14 protein-coding genes are annotated in these 19,038 nt (G+C 64.5%); 12 read left to right on the top strand and 2 right to left on the bottom strand.

Going from position 1 to position 19,038, the window contains the following annotated elements:
* Nucleotides 1-52 precede the first annotated feature (52 nt).
* Together EO156_RS16425 and EO156_RS16420 are read right to left on the bottom strand one after the other, a co-directional pair.
* Entirely contained in the window at nucleotides 53-703 is a 651-nt protein-coding gene (locus EO156_RS16425; protein WP_005926962.1) for a hypothetical protein, read from the bottom strand.
* Nucleotides 704-1,025: 322 nt separating this feature from the next.
* The gene (locus EO156_RS16420) at nucleotides 1,026-3,548 is read right to left on the bottom strand and encodes a penicillin-binding protein 1A (protein WP_016848815.1); all 2,523 of its coding nucleotides are present in this window, start codon (nucleotides 3,546-3,548) and stop codon (nucleotides 1,026-1,028) included.
* A gap of 116 nt (nucleotides 3,549-3,664) precedes the next feature.
* Between EO156_RS16420 and EO156_RS16415 the strand changes: the two genes are divergently transcribed.
* The 12 genes from EO156_RS16415 to EO156_RS16360 all read left to right on the top strand — a co-directional run bounded on the left by EO156_RS16415 (nucleotide 3,665) and on the right by EO156_RS16360 (nucleotide 18,812).
* Nucleotides 3,665-4,723 (top strand): pilus assembly protein PilM, encoded by a 1,059-nt coding sequence (locus EO156_RS16415; RefSeq protein WP_005911892.1) that lies wholly within the window; start codon nucleotides 3,665-3,667, stop codon nucleotides 4,721-4,723.
* On the top strand, nucleotides 4,723-5,505 hold the full coding sequence (locus EO156_RS16410; protein ID WP_005911890.1) for a PilN domain-containing protein: 783 nt from the start codon (nucleotides 4,723-4,725) through the stop codon (nucleotides 5,503-5,505). Before EO156_RS16415 ends, EO156_RS16410 begins: the two co-directional genes overlap by 1 nt.
* On the top strand, nucleotides 5,502-6,167 hold the full coding sequence (locus tag EO156_RS16405; protein ID WP_003486177.1) for a type 4a pilus biogenesis protein PilO: 666 nt from the start codon (nucleotides 5,502-5,504) through the stop codon (nucleotides 6,165-6,167). Before EO156_RS16410 ends, EO156_RS16405 begins: the two co-directional genes overlap by 4 nt.
* Entirely contained in the window at nucleotides 6,164-6,697 is a 534-nt protein-coding gene (locus tag EO156_RS16400; RefSeq protein ID WP_003486179.1) for a pilus assembly protein PilP, read from the top strand. Before EO156_RS16405 ends, EO156_RS16400 begins: the two co-directional genes overlap by 4 nt.
* 19 nt (nucleotides 6,698-6,716) lie before the next feature.
* On the top strand, nucleotides 6,717-8,663 hold the full coding sequence (locus EO156_RS16395) for a type IV pilus secretin PilQ family protein (protein ID WP_016850063.1): 1,947 nt from the start codon (nucleotides 6,717-6,719) through the stop codon (nucleotides 8,661-8,663).
* A gap of 967 nt (nucleotides 8,664-9,630) precedes the next feature.
* Nucleotides 9,631-10,650 carry a MoxR family ATPase gene (locus EO156_RS16390; RefSeq protein WP_016850064.1) on the top strand — a complete coding sequence of 340 codons (1,020 nt, stop codon included), beginning with the start codon at nucleotides 9,631-9,633 and terminating at the stop codon, nucleotides 10,648-10,650.
* 20 nt (nucleotides 10,651-10,670) lie between these two features.
* On the top strand, nucleotides 10,671-11,633 hold the full coding sequence (locus EO156_RS16385; protein ID WP_029829381.1) for a DUF58 domain-containing protein: 963 nt from the start codon (nucleotides 10,671-10,673) through the stop codon (nucleotides 11,631-11,633).
* Between the two features lie 2 nt (nucleotides 11,634-11,635).
* A complete protein-coding gene (locus tag EO156_RS16380; protein ID WP_029829378.1) occupies nucleotides 11,636-12,097 on the top strand; it encodes a DUF4381 domain-containing protein in 462 nt (153 codons plus the stop codon).
* The gene (locus tag EO156_RS16375; RefSeq protein ID WP_026007079.1) at nucleotides 12,094-13,101 is read left to right on the top strand and encodes a VWA domain-containing protein; all 1,008 of its coding nucleotides are present in this window, start codon (nucleotides 12,094-12,096) and stop codon (nucleotides 13,099-13,101) included. Before EO156_RS16380 ends, EO156_RS16375 begins: the two co-directional genes overlap by 4 nt.
* Nucleotides 13,098-14,903 carry a VWA domain-containing protein gene (locus tag EO156_RS16370; protein WP_016850401.1) on the top strand — a complete coding sequence of 602 codons (1,806 nt, stop codon included), beginning with the start codon at nucleotides 13,098-13,100 and terminating at the stop codon, nucleotides 14,901-14,903. Before EO156_RS16375 ends, EO156_RS16370 begins: the two co-directional genes overlap by 4 nt.
* Nucleotides 14,900-16,648, top strand: coding sequence for a BatD family protein (locus tag EO156_RS16365; RefSeq protein WP_029829376.1), 1,749 nt, complete (start codon nucleotides 14,900-14,902; stop codon nucleotides 16,646-16,648). Before EO156_RS16370 ends, EO156_RS16365 begins: the two co-directional genes overlap by 4 nt.
* Before the next feature lie 883 nt (nucleotides 16,649-17,531).
* A complete protein-coding gene (locus EO156_RS16360) occupies nucleotides 17,532-18,812 on the top strand; it encodes a dicarboxylate/amino acid:cation symporter (protein WP_016850146.1) in 1,281 nt (426 codons plus the stop codon).
* Nucleotides 18,813-19,038: the final 226 nt, after the last annotated feature.

Genomic DNA, 19,038 nt, shown 5'->3' with positions numbered 1-19,038 from the left:
TTAGAGAGGTGCGGAGCTCGTCCACATCGGCAAGCCGCATCATATGGTCGACTCAGCGCAGCAGTGGTGAGCCGCCGGAACCGTCGCCGTCCGTCAGTAACTGTCGCACCTGCGCGGCCGATGCACGCGGCATCGGCTTTTCGTCCAGCTGCGAGAGTGGCGCCTGCCGCAGTGCGTCGTAGGGCAGCACGGTGAGATCGAAGGTCAGGTCTTCGGCGCTGAACAGCCAGACGGGAAACTCGCCGTTGCGCTCGCGATCCAGGCGCAGCCGGCGCGTGCGCGACTCGGCCGGAATGCGGTGTTCTTCCAGAAACCGCTGCACGGCATCGGCATCGTCGCTGTGCAACTGCAATTGCACCGGCGCGTTGGCATCGGCGGTGCCGTCCAGCACCGGGCCGGTCAACCGTGGCTGGAAGGGGCTGAGAAATTCAAGCGCCCGCAACGCGGCTTCGCGACGTTGGCGCAGACGCGCACCGTGCGCAGGTCCGGCGAACAGGCGCTGGTACTCGCGCAACGCATCTTCGATCTCGCGATTGCGTGGCAGCGAAGCATCGTCATGAATGCCGAGCCGGCTGGCAGCCTTGAGCTTGGCTTGATGGAAATCGCGGATGCCGCCTTCGGCCATCAGGCGTGCGGCTTCGTGTGCCAGGCGATGGCGACGTTCCCGGGTTCGTGTATCGGCGTGCGCGCGTGCGTGATGCATGACCGGGCTCCCCTAATGAACCTGATCTGGACTCTACAACAGCTGCATGAAGACATGGCGAATGCGTCATGCCATGGCAAAGAACGATCACGCAGCGGTGACCTGGCGATGGTCCGGGTACGGCTATGCACGTGCAAGGCGCAATGCGCGTGGAATATCAGTGGCGGGCAGGTGAGCGCTGCGCCGAACCGGCAACGATCCCGCCAGCGATCCACCAGGCTGGCAACGGCCTGCGCTTATCCAATCGGGGGCCAAGAAATTGGGGAACCGAACAGCCACGCCGCGTTCGATTCCCCAATCCCGATTTCCGAATCCCAGCTCCTCAGAAAATATCGAACGCCTTCTCGTCCTGCTGTTCCTGCAGGCCGTAGTCGTAATCCTGCAGGCGGTCCAGATCTTCGTTCTTGACCCATTCGACGGCGCCATTGATGGTGGCTTGGGTCATGCCATCGGGCGGGTCGTTGGCGGCGATCGGCTTGTCCTTGAGCGCTACGCGCATGTAGTCGATCCAGATCGGCAGCGCCGCCTTGCCGCCGTATTCGCGATAGCCGAGCGAGCGGAAGTCGTCGCGGCCCACCCATACGGTGGTGACGTAGGGGCCGCCAAAGCCGGAGAACCAGGCGTCGCGGTGCTCGTTGGTGGAGCCGGTCTTGCCGCCCACGTCCTCGCGGCCGAGTACCTTGGCCGCGGTGCCGGTGCCGCGCTGGACCACGTCGCGCATCATCGACACCAGCTGGTAGGCGGTGCGCTCGTCGATCGCGCGTGGCGCGATTTTGGTCTCTGCGGTTGCCGCAGGGGCGGTCTGTGCCGGCACCGGCGTGGCCGTGGCAGGCGCAGCGGGCGGGGTTTCAGGTGCCTGGGCGCCGAAGTTGAAGCCATCCACGACCTGGCTCACGGGCGCGGCGGTGCCGCCCTGCAGGGCGCAGGTGCGGCAGGCCACGGCCGGCACTTCCTTGAAGATGACATTGCCCTCGCGGTCTTTGACCTCGTCCACGATCCAGGTGTCCACCCGTGAGCCGCCATTGGCGAACACCGCATAACCGCGTGCCACAGACAGCGGCGTCAGCGAAGCGGTGCCCAGCGACATCGACAGGTTAGGCGGCAACTCGGCCTCCTGGAAACCGAACTGGCTGATGTATTTGCGTGCGAAATCGACGCTGATCGCGTCCAGCAGGCGCACCGACACCAGGTTGCGCGACTGCACCAGCGCTTCGCGCAGGCGCATCGGCCCGCGGAAGCCGCCGCCGTCGTTCTGCGGCGACCAGGTCTTGCCGCGCCGGTCGCGGAACACCACCGGCGCGTCCAGCACGATCGAGGCCGGGTTGAAGCCCTTTTCGAACGCGGCCGCGTAGACGAACGGCTTGAAGCTCGATCCTGGCTGGCGCCGTGCCTGGGTGGCGCGGTTGAACTTGTTCCCCGCAAAGCTGAAGCCGCCGACCAGCGCACGCAGCGCGCCGCTATTGGCGTCCAGCGAGACCAACGCCGCCTGGCCGCGCGGCAACTGATCGATGAGCCACTCGCCGTCCTTCTCGCCGGCGCGAATGCGGGTCAGGTCGCCGCGGGTCAGCAGCTTGGCCGGGGTCTTGCCGGTCCAGCGGCTGGCAGTGGCGGGCAGGGTCAGTTCGGTCTTGTCGCTCTGCACGACCGTGACCCCGCCATCGGGATTGGTGCGCGCCACGATCACCGCACGCAGTCCGCCCTGGGTGAATGCGCCTGCCAGGTGCTTGGCCAGTGCGGGCGCGTCCGCATCGGCGGCCACGTCGAAGTGCTGCTCTACGCCGTGCCAGCCATGGCGATGATCGTAGACCCGCAAGCCGTCGGCGACCGCCACATCCGCACCGGTCTGCAGGGTCGCATCGATGGTCGTGGTGACGTGGTAGCCCTTGTTGAGCACATCGCCGCCGTACTTGGCGATCATTTCCTGACGCACCAGCTCGGCCACGTAAGGGGCGTACACCTCCACCGGCGGCTCATGCGGCTTGGCGTGCATCGGAACGGCCTTGGCGGCGTCGGCTTCGGCCTGGCTGACAAAGCCCAGGTCGGCCATGCGCTGCAGGACGTAATAGTCGCGACGCTCCTGCGCACGCTCAGGGTTGCTGATCGGGTTGCCGCTGGATGGGAACTTGGGGATGCCGGCCAGCGAGGCCATCTCGTCCAGGCTCAATTCGCTCATCTTCTTGCCGTAGTAGTACTCGGCAGCGGCCCCGACGCCGTAGGCGCGGTTGCCGAAGAAACTCTTGTTGAGATACAGCTCGAAGATCTCGTCCTTGCTCAGCTCACTTTCAATCTTGCGCGCCAGCAGGATCTCCGCCAGCTTGCGGGTGTAGCTGTATTCCGAACTCAGGAAGAACTGCCGCGCCACCTGCTGGGTGATGGTCGAACCACCCGGCACGCGCTTGGCATCGGTGGTTGTCAGCAACCATACCGCGCGGGCAATGCCCTTGTAGTCCACGCCGCCGTGCTCGTAGAAGCGCGCGTCCTCGGTGGCCAGGAAGGCCTGCTTCAGGCGCAGCGGCACGTCCTTCATCTGGATGGGATAGCGCCGCGTCTCGCCATAGACGGCCATGAGCCGGCCATCGCTGGAATAGACGTACATCGGCTCCTGCAGCTCTACCTGCTTGAGCGACTGAACGTCTGGCAACTTCGAGGAAATGGCGTAATACAGGCCGCCGGCAGCAATAGCGCCAAGCAGTGCGAGCACGACGGTCGTGGCCAGGATCCAGCCCAGCCAACGGCGAATACGGGGCATGTAAGAGAGATTCCGATTGCAGATTTCTTGGTCACAGAGTATAGATGACGCCGAGTTTGGCTGGGGCCGAACTCTGGGGATCGCAGAAGACGGCACTGGGGTAGCGTCGCCGGGTCATTGCCTAGCGCGTGAAGGGCTTGTCAACTGTTAAAATTTGATTATTAATACGAGGGCGCACATGCGTCCAAGTGCCCGTCGGCAGGGGAGTTACCGTGGGGCTTTTACCCAAGAGTCAGTCGCCACTGATTGGTGTCGACATTAGTTCGACTGCCGTGAAGCTCTTGCAGCTATCGCGCAGCGGGAGCCGTTTCCGCGTGGAACATTACGCGGTGGAACCATTGCCGCCGAATGCGGTCGTGGAAAAGAACATCGTCGAAGTGGAAGCGGTGGGCGAAGCCATTCGCCGCGCCATCAACCGTTCCGGCAGCAAGGCCAAGAACGCGGCAGCAGCCGTGGCAGGGTCGGCGGTGATCACCAAGTTGATCCCGATGCCGGCCGATTTGGACGATAGCGACCTGGAAGCCCAGGTCGAACTGGAAGCCACCAATTACATTCCGTACCCGATCGAGGAAGTGAATCTCGATTTCGAGGTGCTGGGCCCGATGCCCAATAGCCCGGACATGGTGCAGGTGCTGCTGGCCGCCTCGCGTTCGGAGAATGTGGAACTGCGCCAGTCGGCGCTGGAACTCGGCGGCCTGACCGCCAAGGTAATGGACGTGGAGGCCTTTGCGGTCGAAAACGCCTTCGCCCTGGTTGCCAGCGAATTGCCGGTAGCCGCCGATGCGGTGGTGGCGCTGGTGGATATCGGCGCGACCATGACCACGCTGAGCGTGCTGCGCTCCGGTCGCAGTCTGTATAGCCGCGAGCAGGTGTTCGGCGGCAAGCAACTCACTGACGAAGTGATGCGCCGTTACGGGCTGACCTACGAAGAGGCTGGCCTTGCCAAGCGTCAGGGCGGCCTGCCGGAAAGCTACGAGGTCGAAGTGCTGGAGCCGTTCAAGGAAGCTACGGTGCAGCAGATCAGCCGTCTGCTGCAGTTCTTCTATGCGGGCAGTGAGTTCAACCGCGTCGACTGCATCGTGCTGGCCGGCGGTTGCGCCGCGCTGGCGCGCCTGCCGGAGATGGTGGAAGAGCAGCTCGGTGTGACCACGGTCGTTGCAAATCCGCTTGCCCAGATGACGCTTGGCCCGAAGGTTCAGGCCCATGCGCTGGCGCTGGATGCGCCTGCACTGATGATCGCCACCGGCCTGGCCCTGAGGAGCTTCGACTGATGGCAAGAATCAATCTATTGCCCTGGCGCGCGGAGCGCCGAAAGGCGCGCGAGCGCGAGTTCTACTCGATGCTGGGCTTCGCCGCATTGGGCGGCGTGCTGTTGTCGGCACTGATCTGGTTCTATTACGACGCGCAGATCAGCGGCCAGACCGAGCGCAATGCGTTTCTGACCACCGAGATCGACAAGGTCAAGGCGCAGAACGAGGAGATCAAGGAGCTCGACAAGAAGAAGGACCGCCTGCTTGCGCGCAAGAAGGTGATCGAGGAGCTGCAAGCCAATCGCTCGCAGATGGTGCACCTGTTCGATTCGCTGGTGCGCACCATTCCCGATGGTGTGGCGCTGACCAACATCAAGCAGGATGGCGACATCCTCACGCTGGAAGGTCGCTCGCAATCGAATGCGCGGGTCAGTGCCTACATGCGCAACCTTGAAAGCTCGGGCTGGATGACCAATCCGGACCTGTCGATCATCGAGGCCAAGAGTCAGGACAAGGCGGGGCAACCTGCCGGGTCGTCGATGGACACCAAGACGCTGCCATACGTGTTCACGCTCAAGGTCAAGCTGGCCAATCCGAACGAGGCTGACAAGAACGGCATTGCGCCGGGCGCAGTGGATCCGGCCGCGCCGGGCACCGCAGCACCGGGTGCAACGCCTGCCGGTGCGACGCCTGCTGCTCCGGCAGCGGCGCCCGCGCCGGCAACGCCGCCAGCCGCTGCTCCTGCACCGACGCAGGCAGCACCGGCGCCAGCCAATCGGCCGCAGGAGGGGGCGGCGTCATGAGTAAGAAATCATTCAAGCTCAGCGATCTGGATTTCAACAATATCGGCGGTTGGCCGCAGCAAGCACGCATTGTGTTCTGCGTGGTGGTCGGCTTGTTCATCATGGTGCTGGCCTGGTTCCTGTTGATCAGCAGCAAGCGCGAAGAACTGGAAGGCCTGGAAAGCACCGAATCGCAGCTGCGCACCGAGTTCGAGACCCAACAGGGCCGCGCGGTGAACCTGGAGCCGCTCAAGCAGCAGCTCGCGCAGATGGAACAGGTGCTGCAGCAGATGCTGCGTCAGCTGCCCAGCAAGACCGAAATGCCGGATCTGATCATCGACATCTCGCAGACCGCGTTGTCCAGCGGCTTGTCCAACGAGCTGTTCCAGCCCGGTCCGGAATCGCCGAAGGAGTTCTACGCCGAAAAGCCAATCGCTCTGCGCATGGTGGGTAGCTACCACCAGTTCGGTGCCTTCGTCAGCGGTGTGGCCTCGCTGCCGCGCGTGGTGATCCTGACCATGCACGACATCAACCTCAAGCCCAAGGATCCCAAGGCCGGCATCGGCCCGCGCGGTGCGCTTGAGCTGTCCGGGACGGTCAAGACCTATCGTTATCTGGACGATGAGGAAATGGCCGAACAGGAAAAGGCTGCGGCCAACGCTGCGAAGAAGGGCGGCCAATGACCATGAAATTGCTCAAGATCCTGTCCTGTGCGGCGTTAATTGCAGTATTGCCGGCGTGCACGCGCGGTGTGACCAGCACACCGGGCGATGCGCCGAATCTGGAAGCCTGGGTTGCCGAGGTGCGCGCGCGTCCTGCGCCGCCGCTGGAGCCGTTGCCGGTGATGCAGCAATTCGAGACCTTCGAATATGCAGCGCAGGCGATGCGCGACCCGTTCAGCGATGCCTGGGTCAGCGCGGAAGGTGGCAACGGCACGCGTCCGGATCCGAACCGGCGCAAGGAGCCGTTGGAAGCCTTTCCGCTCGACGCCCTCGACATGGTGGGGACCATTGGCGGCGGTTCGGGCCTGATCGCTCTGGTGATGGCGCCTGACAAGGTGACCTACCGGGTGCGGCCTGGTGTGTATCTGGGACAGAGCGATGGCCGGGTGACCGGGGTCTACGAAGACCGCATCGAGCTGATTGAACTTGTGCCGGACGGTGCGGGTGGATGGCTTGAACGGCCGGCCGCACTCGCATTGGATGATCAATAAAGTGATAGGGGATAGCACGATGACGTTTTCCAATGCCCAGCGGCTGCGTCCGGTACGACGCCACGCGATCTTCCAGGCCTGCGCGTTGGGGTTCGCGCTGGCACTGGCGAGCGGCAGCGCATTCGCCGCCGCGGCGCTGACTCAGCCCGCGCAGGATCCGGCCAAGGTCGCTCCGGCGAGCCTGGCGGTGTCCAAAATCGATTTCAAGCGCGGCGAAGACGGCGCTGGCCGTCTGATCCTGCAGTTCGACGGCAAGGGCGCCAGCCCGGACCTGCGGACGCAGGGCGACAACGTGCTGGTGGACATCAGCAATGCCAAGCTACCTGCCGAGCTGCAACGCCCGCTCAATGTCACCGACTTCGCCACGCCGGTGCAGCGCGTTGAAGTGAAGCCGTCCGGTTCCGGTTCGCAGCTGGTGCTATCGACCAAGGGTGCCTTCGATTCGCTGGCCTACCAGACCGGCAACGAATACGTGGTGGAAATCACCCCGCGCAAGGGCCAGCCGGCGGTTGGCGGTGTGAGCCCGGCGGCGGTCACGCAGGCTGCCGCGCAGATCGCCGCGCGCGGCTATAGCGGCCGCCCGGTGACGTTCAACTTCCAGGACGTGCCGGTGCGCACCGTGCTGCAGCTGATCGCCGAAGAGTCCAACCTCAACATCGTCGCGTCCGACACCGTGCAGGGCAATGTCACGCTGCGCCTGATGAATGTGCCGTGGGACCAGGCGTTGGACATCGTGCTGCGTGCCAAGGGCCTGGACAAGCGACGCGATGGCGGCGTGGTGTGGGTCGCCCCGCAACCGGAGCTGGCCAAGTTCGAGCAGGACAAGGAAGACGCCCGCATCGCGATCGAGAACCGCGAGGACCTGATCACCGATTATGTGCAGATCAACTACCACAACGCTGCGGTGATCTTCAAAGCGCTGACGGAGGCCAAGGGAATTGGTGGTGGCGGTAGCGGCGGCGGCCAGGGCGGACAAGGCGGTGCGGGGCAGCAGGACAATGGCTTCCTTTCGCCACGTGGCCGGTTGGTTGCCGATGAACGCACCAATACCTTGATGATCAGCGATATCCCGAAGAAGGTCGCGCAAATGCGCGAGCTGATTTCGCATATCGATCGCCCGGTGGATCAGGTGTTGATCGAGAGCCGGATCGTCATTGCGACCGATACATTTGCACGTGATTTGGGTGCGCGTTTCGGCATCACCGGCGCGACAGGTCGTGGCATTCTCAGTGGTTCGCTCGAGAGCAACACCAACTATTTGAACACTTCTGCGCAGCGGGCCAACGAGATCGCCAATGGAGGCACCAGTACCACGCTGCCTGCGCATCTGTTCCCATCCGGACTGAATGTCAATCTCGGTGCAGGCGGTGGATTCACCACCAACACGCCTGGCGGCCTCGCCTACACCTTGCTGGGTTCCAATTTCAATCTAGATATCGAGTTGTCGGCGATGCAGCAAGAGGGACGTGGCGAAGTCGTATCGAACCCCCGCATCGTTACCGCGAATCAGCGCGAGGGCGTGATCAAGCAGGGCCGGGAGATCGGGTATGTGACCATCAGCGGCAGTGGTGCGGGCGGCGGTTCGCAGGCCAACGTACAGTTCAAGGAAGTGCTGCTTGAACTCAAGGTGACGCCAACCATCACCAATGACAATCGGGTCTTTCTTAACATGAATGTCAAGAAGGACGAGGTTGCACGGCTCATCGATTTGCCATTGTATGGAACGGTGCCGGAGATTAATCGTCGGGAGATCAATACCGCCGTGCTGGTCGGAGATGGTGAAACCGTGGTGATCGGTGGTGTCTACGAATTCACCGATCGCGAGAGCGTCTCCAAGGTGCCGTTTCTGGGCGACATCCCGTTCCTGGGCAATTTGTTCAAAAAGCGCGGACGCAGCAAGGAAAAGGCGGAATTGCTGGTGTTCGTGACGCCGAAGGTACTGCGCGTAGCGAGCGCTACTCCGTAAGGATTGGCTGAATCGGGAATAAAAATGTTGGCAAAAATCCAGTTAGGCCTGAATAGTCGGCAATAAAAATTTATTTTTTGTCAGTGAGTGCGCAAAACTAACAGATCATCAAACAGGAATGAACCGTGAACAATAAATCGGATGTCTGTTCTCTTGGAGTTATGATTTTCGGTCTTTTTTTCTTCAATGCAGCCATTGCTTCGAGTAGTACTATTACGGCAACCGCGCGCAATGGACAAAGCACCCAGGGCACTGCATCCACTGCAAAAGTGTCATTGATTACCTGCATCCAGGCAACAGGTGGAGGAGAAGCTGGCACAAGCTGTGATATACAGGCACCGGGATGGAATGGCCTCGTATCGCAAGGTGAGTCGATAGGTACGACAGGGCCAGGACTTGTCGTTCTCAACTGCAATGGATCCTACGCGGCTGCCGGTGGAGGGTTGACATGCATAGCAAAAATCGATGACACAACATGTTCGCCGGAGCAGACTATTTTCGCCTCTGCCAGAAACGGCAGCTCTTCACGTGGATTGGCGCCCATAAAGTCTGCAGCAATCGTTCAGTGCACTCAGGCTTCAGGCAGTGTAACTGGAACGACCTGCGGGATTCAGGCTCCGGGATATACTGGGCAGTTGAAGCCAGGTCAGTCGATTCCAACCAGTGGCGCAGGAACTGTAGAGCTTGCTTGCGGCGGACAGTATTCAGCGAATGGGGGTGGATTATCTTGTTCTGCGAAGGTTAGCCAGGCTTGCCCCTGATAAATGGTGGCAGGTGGTATGAGTGGTTTCTGGTAAACAGAGGGGAGCTTGCGGGCTCCTCGCAGAATAATTCCGAAGCGTGGCATGTGGGAGCGTTTGCGTGGTGCGTGTCGTCAAAAGAGCCATTCCATAGAATTGCATCATTAACTGAACAGCGCGCCGGCCCGCGGTGAACCAATCGCTTTCAAATCGGTCACACTGGGCCTATGAACGCACCGCCACTGCTCCCCCCCGAAGCCGTTGCCGCGCCCGCCGAGGACCGGCTGCACCGTCAATTCACCTCGCTGCGCGAATCGCTTGCGCAGCGCATCGTTGGCCAGGCAGCGCTCGTGGAGCGGCTGTTGATTGCCTTGCTGGCCGATGGCCATCTGCTGGTCGAGGGCGCGCCCGGGTTGGCCAAGACCACCGCGATCCGTGCGCTGGCTTCGCGGCTGGAAACGGATTTTGCGCGGGTGCAGTTCACCCCGGACCTGCTGCCTGCCGATCTGACCGGTACCGAGATCTGGCGCCCGCAGGACAGCCGGTTCGAGTTCATGCCCGGGCCGATCTTCCACCCGATCCTGCTGGCCGATGAAATCAACCGCGCACCCGCCAAGGTGCAATCCGCGCTGCTGGAGGCGATGGGCGAGCGGCAGGTGACGGTTGGCCGGCACACCTATGCGCTGCCGCAGTTGTTCCTGGTGATGGCGACGCAGAACCCGATCGAGCAGGAGGGCACGTTCCCGCTGCCCGAAGCCCAGCTGGACCGTTTCCTGATGCATGTGCGCATCGGCTATCCGCAGGCGGACGCCGAGGCGGAAATCCTGCGCCTGGCACGCGAGGCCGCCCGCGATACGCTGGAAAAGCACGAGACCGTGCCCGACAAGATTCCGTTGGAAGATGTCTTCGCCGCGCGCCGTGTGGTGCTGGATGTGCATCTGGCGCCGCAGCTGGAACGCTATCTGATCGAAATCGTGCTGGCCTCGCGCGATGCCAAGCGTTACGACCCGGCATTGGCGCGACGGATCGCCTGGGGCGCCAGCCCGCGTGGCTCGATTGCGCTGGAACGGTGCGCACGCGCACGCGCGTGGCTGGCCGGGCGCGACTACGTGACGCCGGACGATATCCGCGCCATTGCCCCGGACGTGTTGCGGCATCGCGTGCTGCCCAGCTACGAGGCCACCGCCGAAGGCTGGGACGGCGAACGCCTGGTCGCTGCGTTGCTCGAAAAGATTCCGCTGCCCTGATCGGGCAGCGTCGCTGAGGTATGCCGCACTCTCGCCAGACGCCGATGTCTTCGATGCCGTTCTCGTCCCCTGCAACCACCCCCTCGCCAGTCGCTGGCGATGGGGTGCGCCCAACGCTTGCAGAACTGATCGCGCTGCGCGGTACCGCGATCCATCGCGGTCAACCGGGACGTGGCCGGTATGGGGTGGTGGGGCCGTTGCCTGCCGCCACGCGCGGGCGCGGCATGGAATATGCCGAGTCGCGCGAGTACGTGGCTGGCGACGATGCGCGGCATATCGACTGGCGCGTCACTGCGCGAACCGGACGGGCGCACACCAAGTTGTTTCAGGCTGAGCGCGAGCGTTTGAGTCTGATCGTGGCCGATACCTCGCCTGCGCTCTTCTTCGGTACGCGCGTGCGCTACAAATCGGTGCAGGCCGCACGCGCTGGCGCCGTTGCCGCATGGCTGGCGCAGCGCCAGGGCGACCGAATTGCAGCATTGCGCGGCACCGCGAGCGAGGCGCCGATTGCGCCGCGGTCCGGCCAGCGTGGTGTGCTGCCGGTGCTGGATGCCTTGGCGCGTTGGTATGCCCAGCCGCCGCCCGGCGACGCGGGGCTGGAGGTTGCGCTGGATCATGCGGCGCGCCTGTTGCGCCCTGGCGCGCGCCTGACCGTGCTGGCCGATGCGCGCAGCGCCGGCCGGATTTCTGCCACGCGCTGGTCGGGCTTGGCCTTGCATCACGAGGTGGTGGTGATCGTGCTGGTCGATCCGCTGGAATTGGCGCCACCGGCACGTGCAGTCACCTTCGACGTGCGTGGCGAGCGCATCGCGATCGATCTGTCTACGCAGGCCGGGCGTGCGCGCTGGCAGGCGGAATTCGTCGCGCCGCTGGAGCACTTGGGCTCGCTCCTGCAGGCACGCGGCGTGCGCTTGCATCGCCTGTCCACCGACGATGCCAGCGATGCCTGGCTGGGCGGCAGCCCCGCCGCGCGGAGTCGCTGAGAATGTCCCCGCAGTCGCTGCCGCTGCGTGATGTGCATCTGCCGCCGACGCCGTCGTGGTGGCCGCTGGCACCGGGCTGGTGGCTGGTGATCGCGGTGGTCGTGCTGGTGGTGGGGAGCGCATGGGTCTGGTGGTGGCGCCGGCGCCGGCGTCAGCGCCGCTGGCTGGCTGCTTTCGATGCGGAACTGGCGCGCGCCACGACGCCTGCGCAGCGCCTGGCGGCCGTGTCGGTGCTGCTGCGACGTGCGGCGCGGCGCGTCGATCCGCAGGCCGACCGCTTGCAGGGCGAGGCGTGGTTGCAGTTCCTGGACGGGCGCAAGCGCAAGGACCCCGTGTTTTCGCAGGGGCCGGGCAGGGCTGTGCTGGAAGGCGGTTTCCAGCGCGCACCCACAGTCAGCGATCTGCCGGCGTTAGAAGCGTTGGCGCGGCAGCGCTTTGTGGCGCTGATGCGGGGCCGGCGGTGAACTGGTTGCAGTGGTCGCAATGGCAGGATGCGTTGGCGCACTGCGCCTGGCCATGGGCGTGGTGGTTGATGCCCTTGCCGTTGCTGATGTGGTTCTGGCCGCAACGTCGCGCCGATACGGCCGCGCTCCGTGTGCCTTACGCGGAGCAGTTGCAGGCAGTGGCACAGGCGACAAGCGCGCCGGTGCTGCGGATGCCGCGTTGGCTGGCGTGGCTGGCTTGGTTTTTGCTGTGCGCCGCGCTGGCACGTCCGCAGCAACTGGGCGAGGTGATTCAACCGCCGCGCGAGGCGCGCCAGATGATGTTGGCGGTGGATCTGTCGGGCAGCATGAGCGAACCCGACATGGTGCTCGGCGGCAAGGTGGTGGACCGGCTCACCGCCGCCAAGGCCGTGCTGTCGGACTTTCTGGATCGGCGCGACGGCGACCGCGTCGGCTTGCTGGTGTTCGGCCAACGCGCGTATGCGCTGACACCGTTGACCGCGGATCTGACTTCCGTGCGCGATCAGTTGCGCGATAGCGTGGTGGGCTTGGCCGGGCGCGAAACCGCGATTGGCGATGCGATCGCCTTGTCGGTCAAACGCCTGCGCGAACAGAAGCAGGGCCAGCGCGTGGTGGTGTTGCTTACCGATGGCGTCAACACCGCTGGCGTGCTCAATCCGTTGAAGGCTGCGGAACTGGCCAAGGCCGAAGGCGTGCGCGTGCACACCATTGGGTTCGGCGGCAGTGGCGGCTATTCCTTGTTCGGGGTGCCGATTCCGGCCGGCGGCGACGACGACATCGACGAAGACGGGCTGCGCAAGATTGCCCAGCAGACCGGCGGACGCTTCTTCCGCGCCCGCGACACCGAAGAACTCGCCGGAATTTATGCCGAACTGGATCGGCTGGAGCCAGTCAAGGGGCTCGGGCCTTCGGTGCAGCCGCGCGTGGAGCGCTATTACTGGCCATTGGGTGCGGCGATCGTCATTGCGCTGCTGGCTTATGTGCTGCCGCGGAGGTGGCGATGAACGCGCTGGCCGAACTGGCAGGGCCGCTGCAGTCGCTACATCTGTTGCGCCCGATGGTGTTGTGGGCGCTACTGGCGATCGTACCGGCGGCAGCGCTGTGGCACTGGCGTCGCCGCGATGCCGATGTCTGGCGGCAGAGTGTGGATGCGCATCTGTTGCCGGAGCTATTGGCCGCTGGCGGTCGGCGCGGATGGCTGGGATTCGTGCTGGCTGCGCTGACCTATGCGTTGGCAGTGATTGCGATGAGCGGGCCGAGTTGGCGGCAGACCGAGCGTCCGGTGTTTCAATCGAGCATGCCGCTGGTGGTGGTGCTGGATCTGTCGTCCAGCGCTAACGCAACCGACCTGCCGCCTTCGCGCCTGCTGCAGGCGCGCGCCAAGCTGGCGACGCTGCTGCGCAAACGTGCCGGTGGCGAGGTGGCATTGCTGGTCTATGCAGGCGAGAGTTTCACGGTTGCGCCATTGACCGAAGACAGCGCCAACGTGGCCTTGTTTCTGGATGCGCTGTCGCCGTCGGTGATGCCGGTCGATGGCAAGCGTGCAGACCGGGCGATCGATGCGGCCGCGCAGCTGTTGCAGCAGGCCGGCTTCAAGCAAGGCGAGATCCTGCTTGTCAGCGATGGCGCAGATAGCTCCGCCGAAAGTTCGGCACGGGTGGCACGTTCGCGCGGTTTCAGTGTCTCCGCGCTTGGCGTGGGCAGCGAACGCGGCGCAGCGTATCGCATGGCCAGCGGCGAGATTGCGCAGGCCAAGCTCGACGAAGGCAGTCTGCGCACCCTGGTTGCGCAGGGCGGCGGGCGGTATGCACGCATCACGCCGGACGATGTGGACCTGCGCGCCTTGGGCGTGCTCGATCCGTCGCAACAGCCGTTGGCCGATGAAACCGCCGAGTCCGATGGCGGCAAGACCTGGCTCGATGAAGGCTATTGGCTGGTGCTGCCGGTGATGCTGCTGTCCCTGCTGGCGTTTCGCCGCCGCGCGGTGGTGGCCGTACTGGCGATGGTCTGCGTGCTGCCGCTGGCGCAGCCCGCGCACGCGGCCGATGGCACCTTGTGGCAGCGGGCCGATCAGGTGCAACAACAGCGCCTGGACGCCGGCGTGCAGGCATATCGCAAGGGCGATTTCGCAGCGGCACAGAAGGCGTTCGAAGCGGTTCCAACCGATGAGGGGCTGTACAACCTCGGCAATGCGCTGGCGCGACAAGGTCAGTACGACGCCGCGATCGCGGCCTACGACCGTGCGCTCAAGCAACACCCGAATCAGCAGGATGCCATCGCTAATCGCGCGGCGGTCGATGCGGCGCGCAAGCGTCAGCAGCACAACAACAAGGATGGCAAGGGCCAGGACGGCAAAGGCCAGTCCAAGGACCAGAAGCCATCCGGTCAGGATGGGAAGGGGCAACAGCAGGCCGGCCAGGATGGGCAGAACCAGCAGGACAGCAAGAACCAGCCCTCCCAGGCGCAGCCGCCACAGGACGGCAAGTCGCAAGATGCGCAGGCCAAGAACGGGCAGGGCGAGCAACGCAAGCAAGACACCCCGCCCCAATCTGCCGATGCCAAGGCGCAGCAGCAGGCCGATGAGGCACAGCGTCGCAAGATGCAGCAGGCCATGGCGCAGGCGGGCGACAAGCAGGCCGATGCCAGCGGCAAGCAAGAGGCCGCCGTCGCCGGTGAGACGCCGGAACAACGCGAGCAACGTCAGGCGGTGGACGCATGGCTGCGGCGGGTGCCGGACGATCCGGGCAGCCTGCTGCGTACCAAATTCAGGCTGGAATACGAACGCAGGCAACGGGACGGACGATGATCGGCAGACAGCACTTACGTCGCGCGGCAATCGGCATGCTGGCCAGCGTGGCACTGTTGGCGTGCGCGCCGGTGGGTGCAGTCACGCGCGCGTGGCTGGACCGCGACAGCGTCAATGCCGGCGATGTGGCGATGTTGAATATCGAAACCGACCAACGCGGCGTCGACCCGGATTACACGCCACTGCGCACCGACTTCTTGCTGGGCGCCAAGAGCGCCAATCAGCAGATGCAGGTGGCCAATGGTTCGGTGACGGTGCGTGCCTTGTTCGGTGTGGTGCTGACGCCGCGCAAGAGCGGCGAACTGATCGTGCCGGCGATACGCGTAGGCAATGAACGCACCGAACCGCTGCGCCTGCAGGTGGTTGGGGCGGCGAACGATCCCGCAAGCAGCTCCGGCAACGCTGCCGGCGTGCCGAGTGCAGCGCAGGGCAATGAAGAAGCCTTCGTCCAAACCCAGGTGGACGACCCGCAACCCTACGTGCAGCAAAGCGTGGGCGTGGTGGTGCGGTTGTACTTCGCCACCCAGCTGGCATCGGGCGAGTTGGATCTTGAGGCCCCGGATGGGGCATCGATGCAGCGCGTCGGCGACGACGTCAGCTCGGTCAAGGTCGTCAACGGACGCCAATACAACGTGGTGGAGCGGCGCTACCTGCTGGTCCCCGAGCGCAGCGGTCGCCTGCTGCTGCCGCCGGCACGTTTCAACGGGCGTTCGGTGGGCGGGTTTTTCGACGACTACTTCGGGCGCGGAAACGGTGAGCTGAGTGCGCGCAGTGCGAGCATTCCGTTGCAGGTGCGCGCGCAGCCGGCCAATGCGCCGCAGCCGTGGTTGCCGTTGCGCAGCCTGCAGTTGCGCTACACGACCACGCCACAGCGGGCGACCGCCGGTGAGGCGGCCCAATTCGTGGTGGAAGCCAGTGCGCGCGGTGCGACCCAGGCGCAGTTTCCCGAATTGCCGACGCCCAGCGTGCCCGACGCGCAGGTGTTCGCCGAGCCGCCGCAATTCGAGGAGCGCTTCGTGGACGGCTCGCCGCAACTGCGACTGACCCGGCGCTATTCGATCGTGCCCAACCGCGCCGGTCCGTTGGTGGTGCCCGGGCTGCAGATGGCGTGGTGGGATGTGGGGGCAGGGGCAGCCAAGACGGCTTCACTGCCCGATCTGACGCTCGATGCCGCGGCAGGTAGCGGCGCGTTTGCGACGCCTGCGCAGGCACCCACGCCGCATCCGACACCCGATCAATCGGCGTCGACACCCGATCGCACGCTCACCCTGCAAGCACCATCGCCCGCGCAACCGCCGTGGGGGTGGATCGCGGCGGCGATCGGATTTGCGCTTTTGTGGATCGCCACGCTGGTGTGGGCGTTAGTGCGTCGGCGCGGTGCTCAGCGCGGTGCATCAGGCGGCACCGGTGGTGACGGCAGCAATGGACCAGCTGAGGTTGGGCGCGCGACCCACGGCGTGGCCGAGTTGCGCCGCGCGCTCGACACCGGCGGCATGGACGATGTGGCGGCGGTGCTCTGCGGCATGGCCGGCGTTGCCGATATCGACGCAGTGGTGGCGGCGTTGGCAGACCCGGCGCAGCAGGCAGCGGTGGCGCGCATGCAGCGCGCACGCTGGGGCGGCGATGGCGATGTGACCGGCGCGCGCGCCGCCTTGCGCGATGCATTCGCCAAGGGGCCACGGTGGCACCATGCAAGCGCAGCCGAACCGGAGGTGCTGGCGCCGTTGTATCCGCCTGCGCCTTGATCGACGGCGTTGCATTGGTGGCGGCTTGGAACGACTGAGATACTGGCTGCGCAGTTTCCGCGCGGTTGCAGTCGGTGCGAGGGATGGTCTGCAACAACGGTGCTTCGATTCCTGGTGGGGAATCTGCGCTCACGCAACAGTGGCTCGTTAGATTTCGTTGGCCGCTATTACTCGCTTTGAGCGGCGACGCTGCCTTGCAGCGCTGATAAGGCATTGATTCTGGATGCGCGTGATCTGCCGACTGTGCGGAAGAGAGCGAAGAGCGTTGGCGCTTCGGCGTTGCTGCAGGGCCCTTGCTCGCCCACCCTCGCAGGACACGCTGCAAATACGTCCTTGTAAGCTCCTTGGCGGCATCCATGTCGCCAAGGGTCCCGCGACGGTGAGCGGGCAAGGAACAGTCGCGGTAGTCGGTATGTATGGTGCAAGCACTGCATTACGTGTTGCTGGTTCGCCAGTGCGCATGCCCTTCTGCGACCCGCACCACTAAGCCCTGCGCTTACCAGACGCTAGGCCTTCTATTGAGTCAGCGAACAGCGTGCTGGTGCGGCGTCCTCGCCGCTTGCGGGACCGTTGGCGACATGGATGCCGCCAGCGGTCCCCCAGGGACGGCTTCACGGCGTGTCCCGCGAGCGGCGAGGCACCGCGCACCCGCCGCGCCAGGCTTTCGACCTGGGGCATCTGAGGACGTATAAGCGCCGCTACGAGATTCCGTTGCCGCACGCAGGTGCCGAACAGCCAGGCGGATTGTCAGTTCCAACGCCTGCATCACCCAACATCGAAAGACCCCTACCCGCAGGCAGATGCCTAGGCGACTCCCGGGTAGGTGGCCGCATCCATGGCGTTTGTTAAGCTCCGGTCTTTGTGTCCACCAAGGCCTGACCAGATGACAGCATCCCCAGCCACGCGCCGCCCGGTCCTGCCCCTGCATTGGAAGATGGGCATTGGCTTTGCCGTTGGCCTGTTGTTGGGTCTGGCTGTCTACTACCTGGCCGGCAGCGACGCCGAGTGGGTGCGTCTGGCGACCAAGTACGTCACCACGCCGTTTTCGCAGGTCTTCCTCAATCTGATCTTCATGCTGATCGTGCCGCTGCTGTTCTCGGCGCTGGTCATGGGCATTTCCGAAATGGGCGACATCCGCGCGCTGGGGCGGGTGGGGTGGCGCACCCTGGGCTATACCGTGGTGCTGTCCGGTGTGGCGGTGTTGCTGGGGTTGGTGCTGGTCAACGTGCTCAAGCCCGGCGCGGGCGTGGACCCGCAACTGGCCAATCAGCTGATCCAGGAAAACGCCGAGCGCACCCGCGAGATCATTTCCAGCTCCGGCACGCAGCCGCAGGGCATGGACATGCTGCTGTCGATCGTGCCCAGCAACGTGATCGCCGCGGCGTCGAGCAACGGCGCGATTCTGTCGCTGATGTTTTTTGCGGTGATGTTCGGCGTGGGCATGGTGCTGACCGAAGACGAAAAGGTCGCCACGTTGCGGCGCGGCATCGAGGGGGTCTTCGAGATTTCGATGACCTTGATCGGGCTGGTGATCCGTCTGGCGCCGTATGCGGTGGCGTGTTTCATGTTCAACCTGGCCGCGCTGTTCGGCTTCGATCTGCTGATTCGTCTGGGCGCCTATGTGGGCGTGGTGGTGCTGGCGCTGGGCCTGCACATGGTGGTCAGTTACGGCATTGCGGTGAAATTCGCCGGACGCTCGCCGCTGGGCTTTTTCCGCCAGACCCAGGAAGCGACGGTGATGGCGTTCTCGACCGCCTCCAGCAACGCGACCCTGCCAACGGCGCTACGCGTGGCCGACGAGATGGGCCTGCCGCCGCGCGTGTCGCGTTTCGTGCTGACCGTGGGCGCCACCGCCAACCAGAACGGTACCGCACTCTTCGAAGGCGTCACGGTGATCTTTCTGGCGCAGTTCTTCAACGTGGACCTGAGCCTGGGCCAGCAGTTCATGGTGATGCTGGTCTGCATCCTGGGCGGGATCGGCACGGCCGGCGTACCGTCCGGCTCGCTGCCGGTGGTGGCGCTGATCTGCGCGATGGTCGGGGTCAACCCGGTGGGTATCGGCATGATCCTGGGCGTCAACCACTTCCTGGACATGTGCCGCACGGCGCTGAACGTGACCGGGGATCTGGCGCTGACGACCTTGGTGGCCAAGGGCGAGAAATAGGGAGTCGGGAAATAGGGAATGAGTGAAGCGGGCTGGTGCGAGCCTGGGGTGTGACGGTGAGCTTCACGTCTGGCGACGGTGATTAGGCCCACGGGTGATTGCATCGACCAAACGGCAACGCTGCATCCGACTCTCCATTCCCGATTCTCGATTCCCCTAACGCGCTGTGTGGGAGAATAGGGGTCTCCGCTTCCAGCGGTGTTCCCCTCCGCTTCCATAGACGCCC

This window comes from Xanthomonas sp. DAR33341 (genome assembly GCF_003992815.1).
GTDB lineage: Bacteria > Pseudomonadota > Gammaproteobacteria > Xanthomonadales > Xanthomonadaceae > Xanthomonas > Xanthomonas cissicola.
Note: the sequence above shows the minus strand (reverse complement) of the source record. Positions and strands in the feature narration are given on the sequence as shown.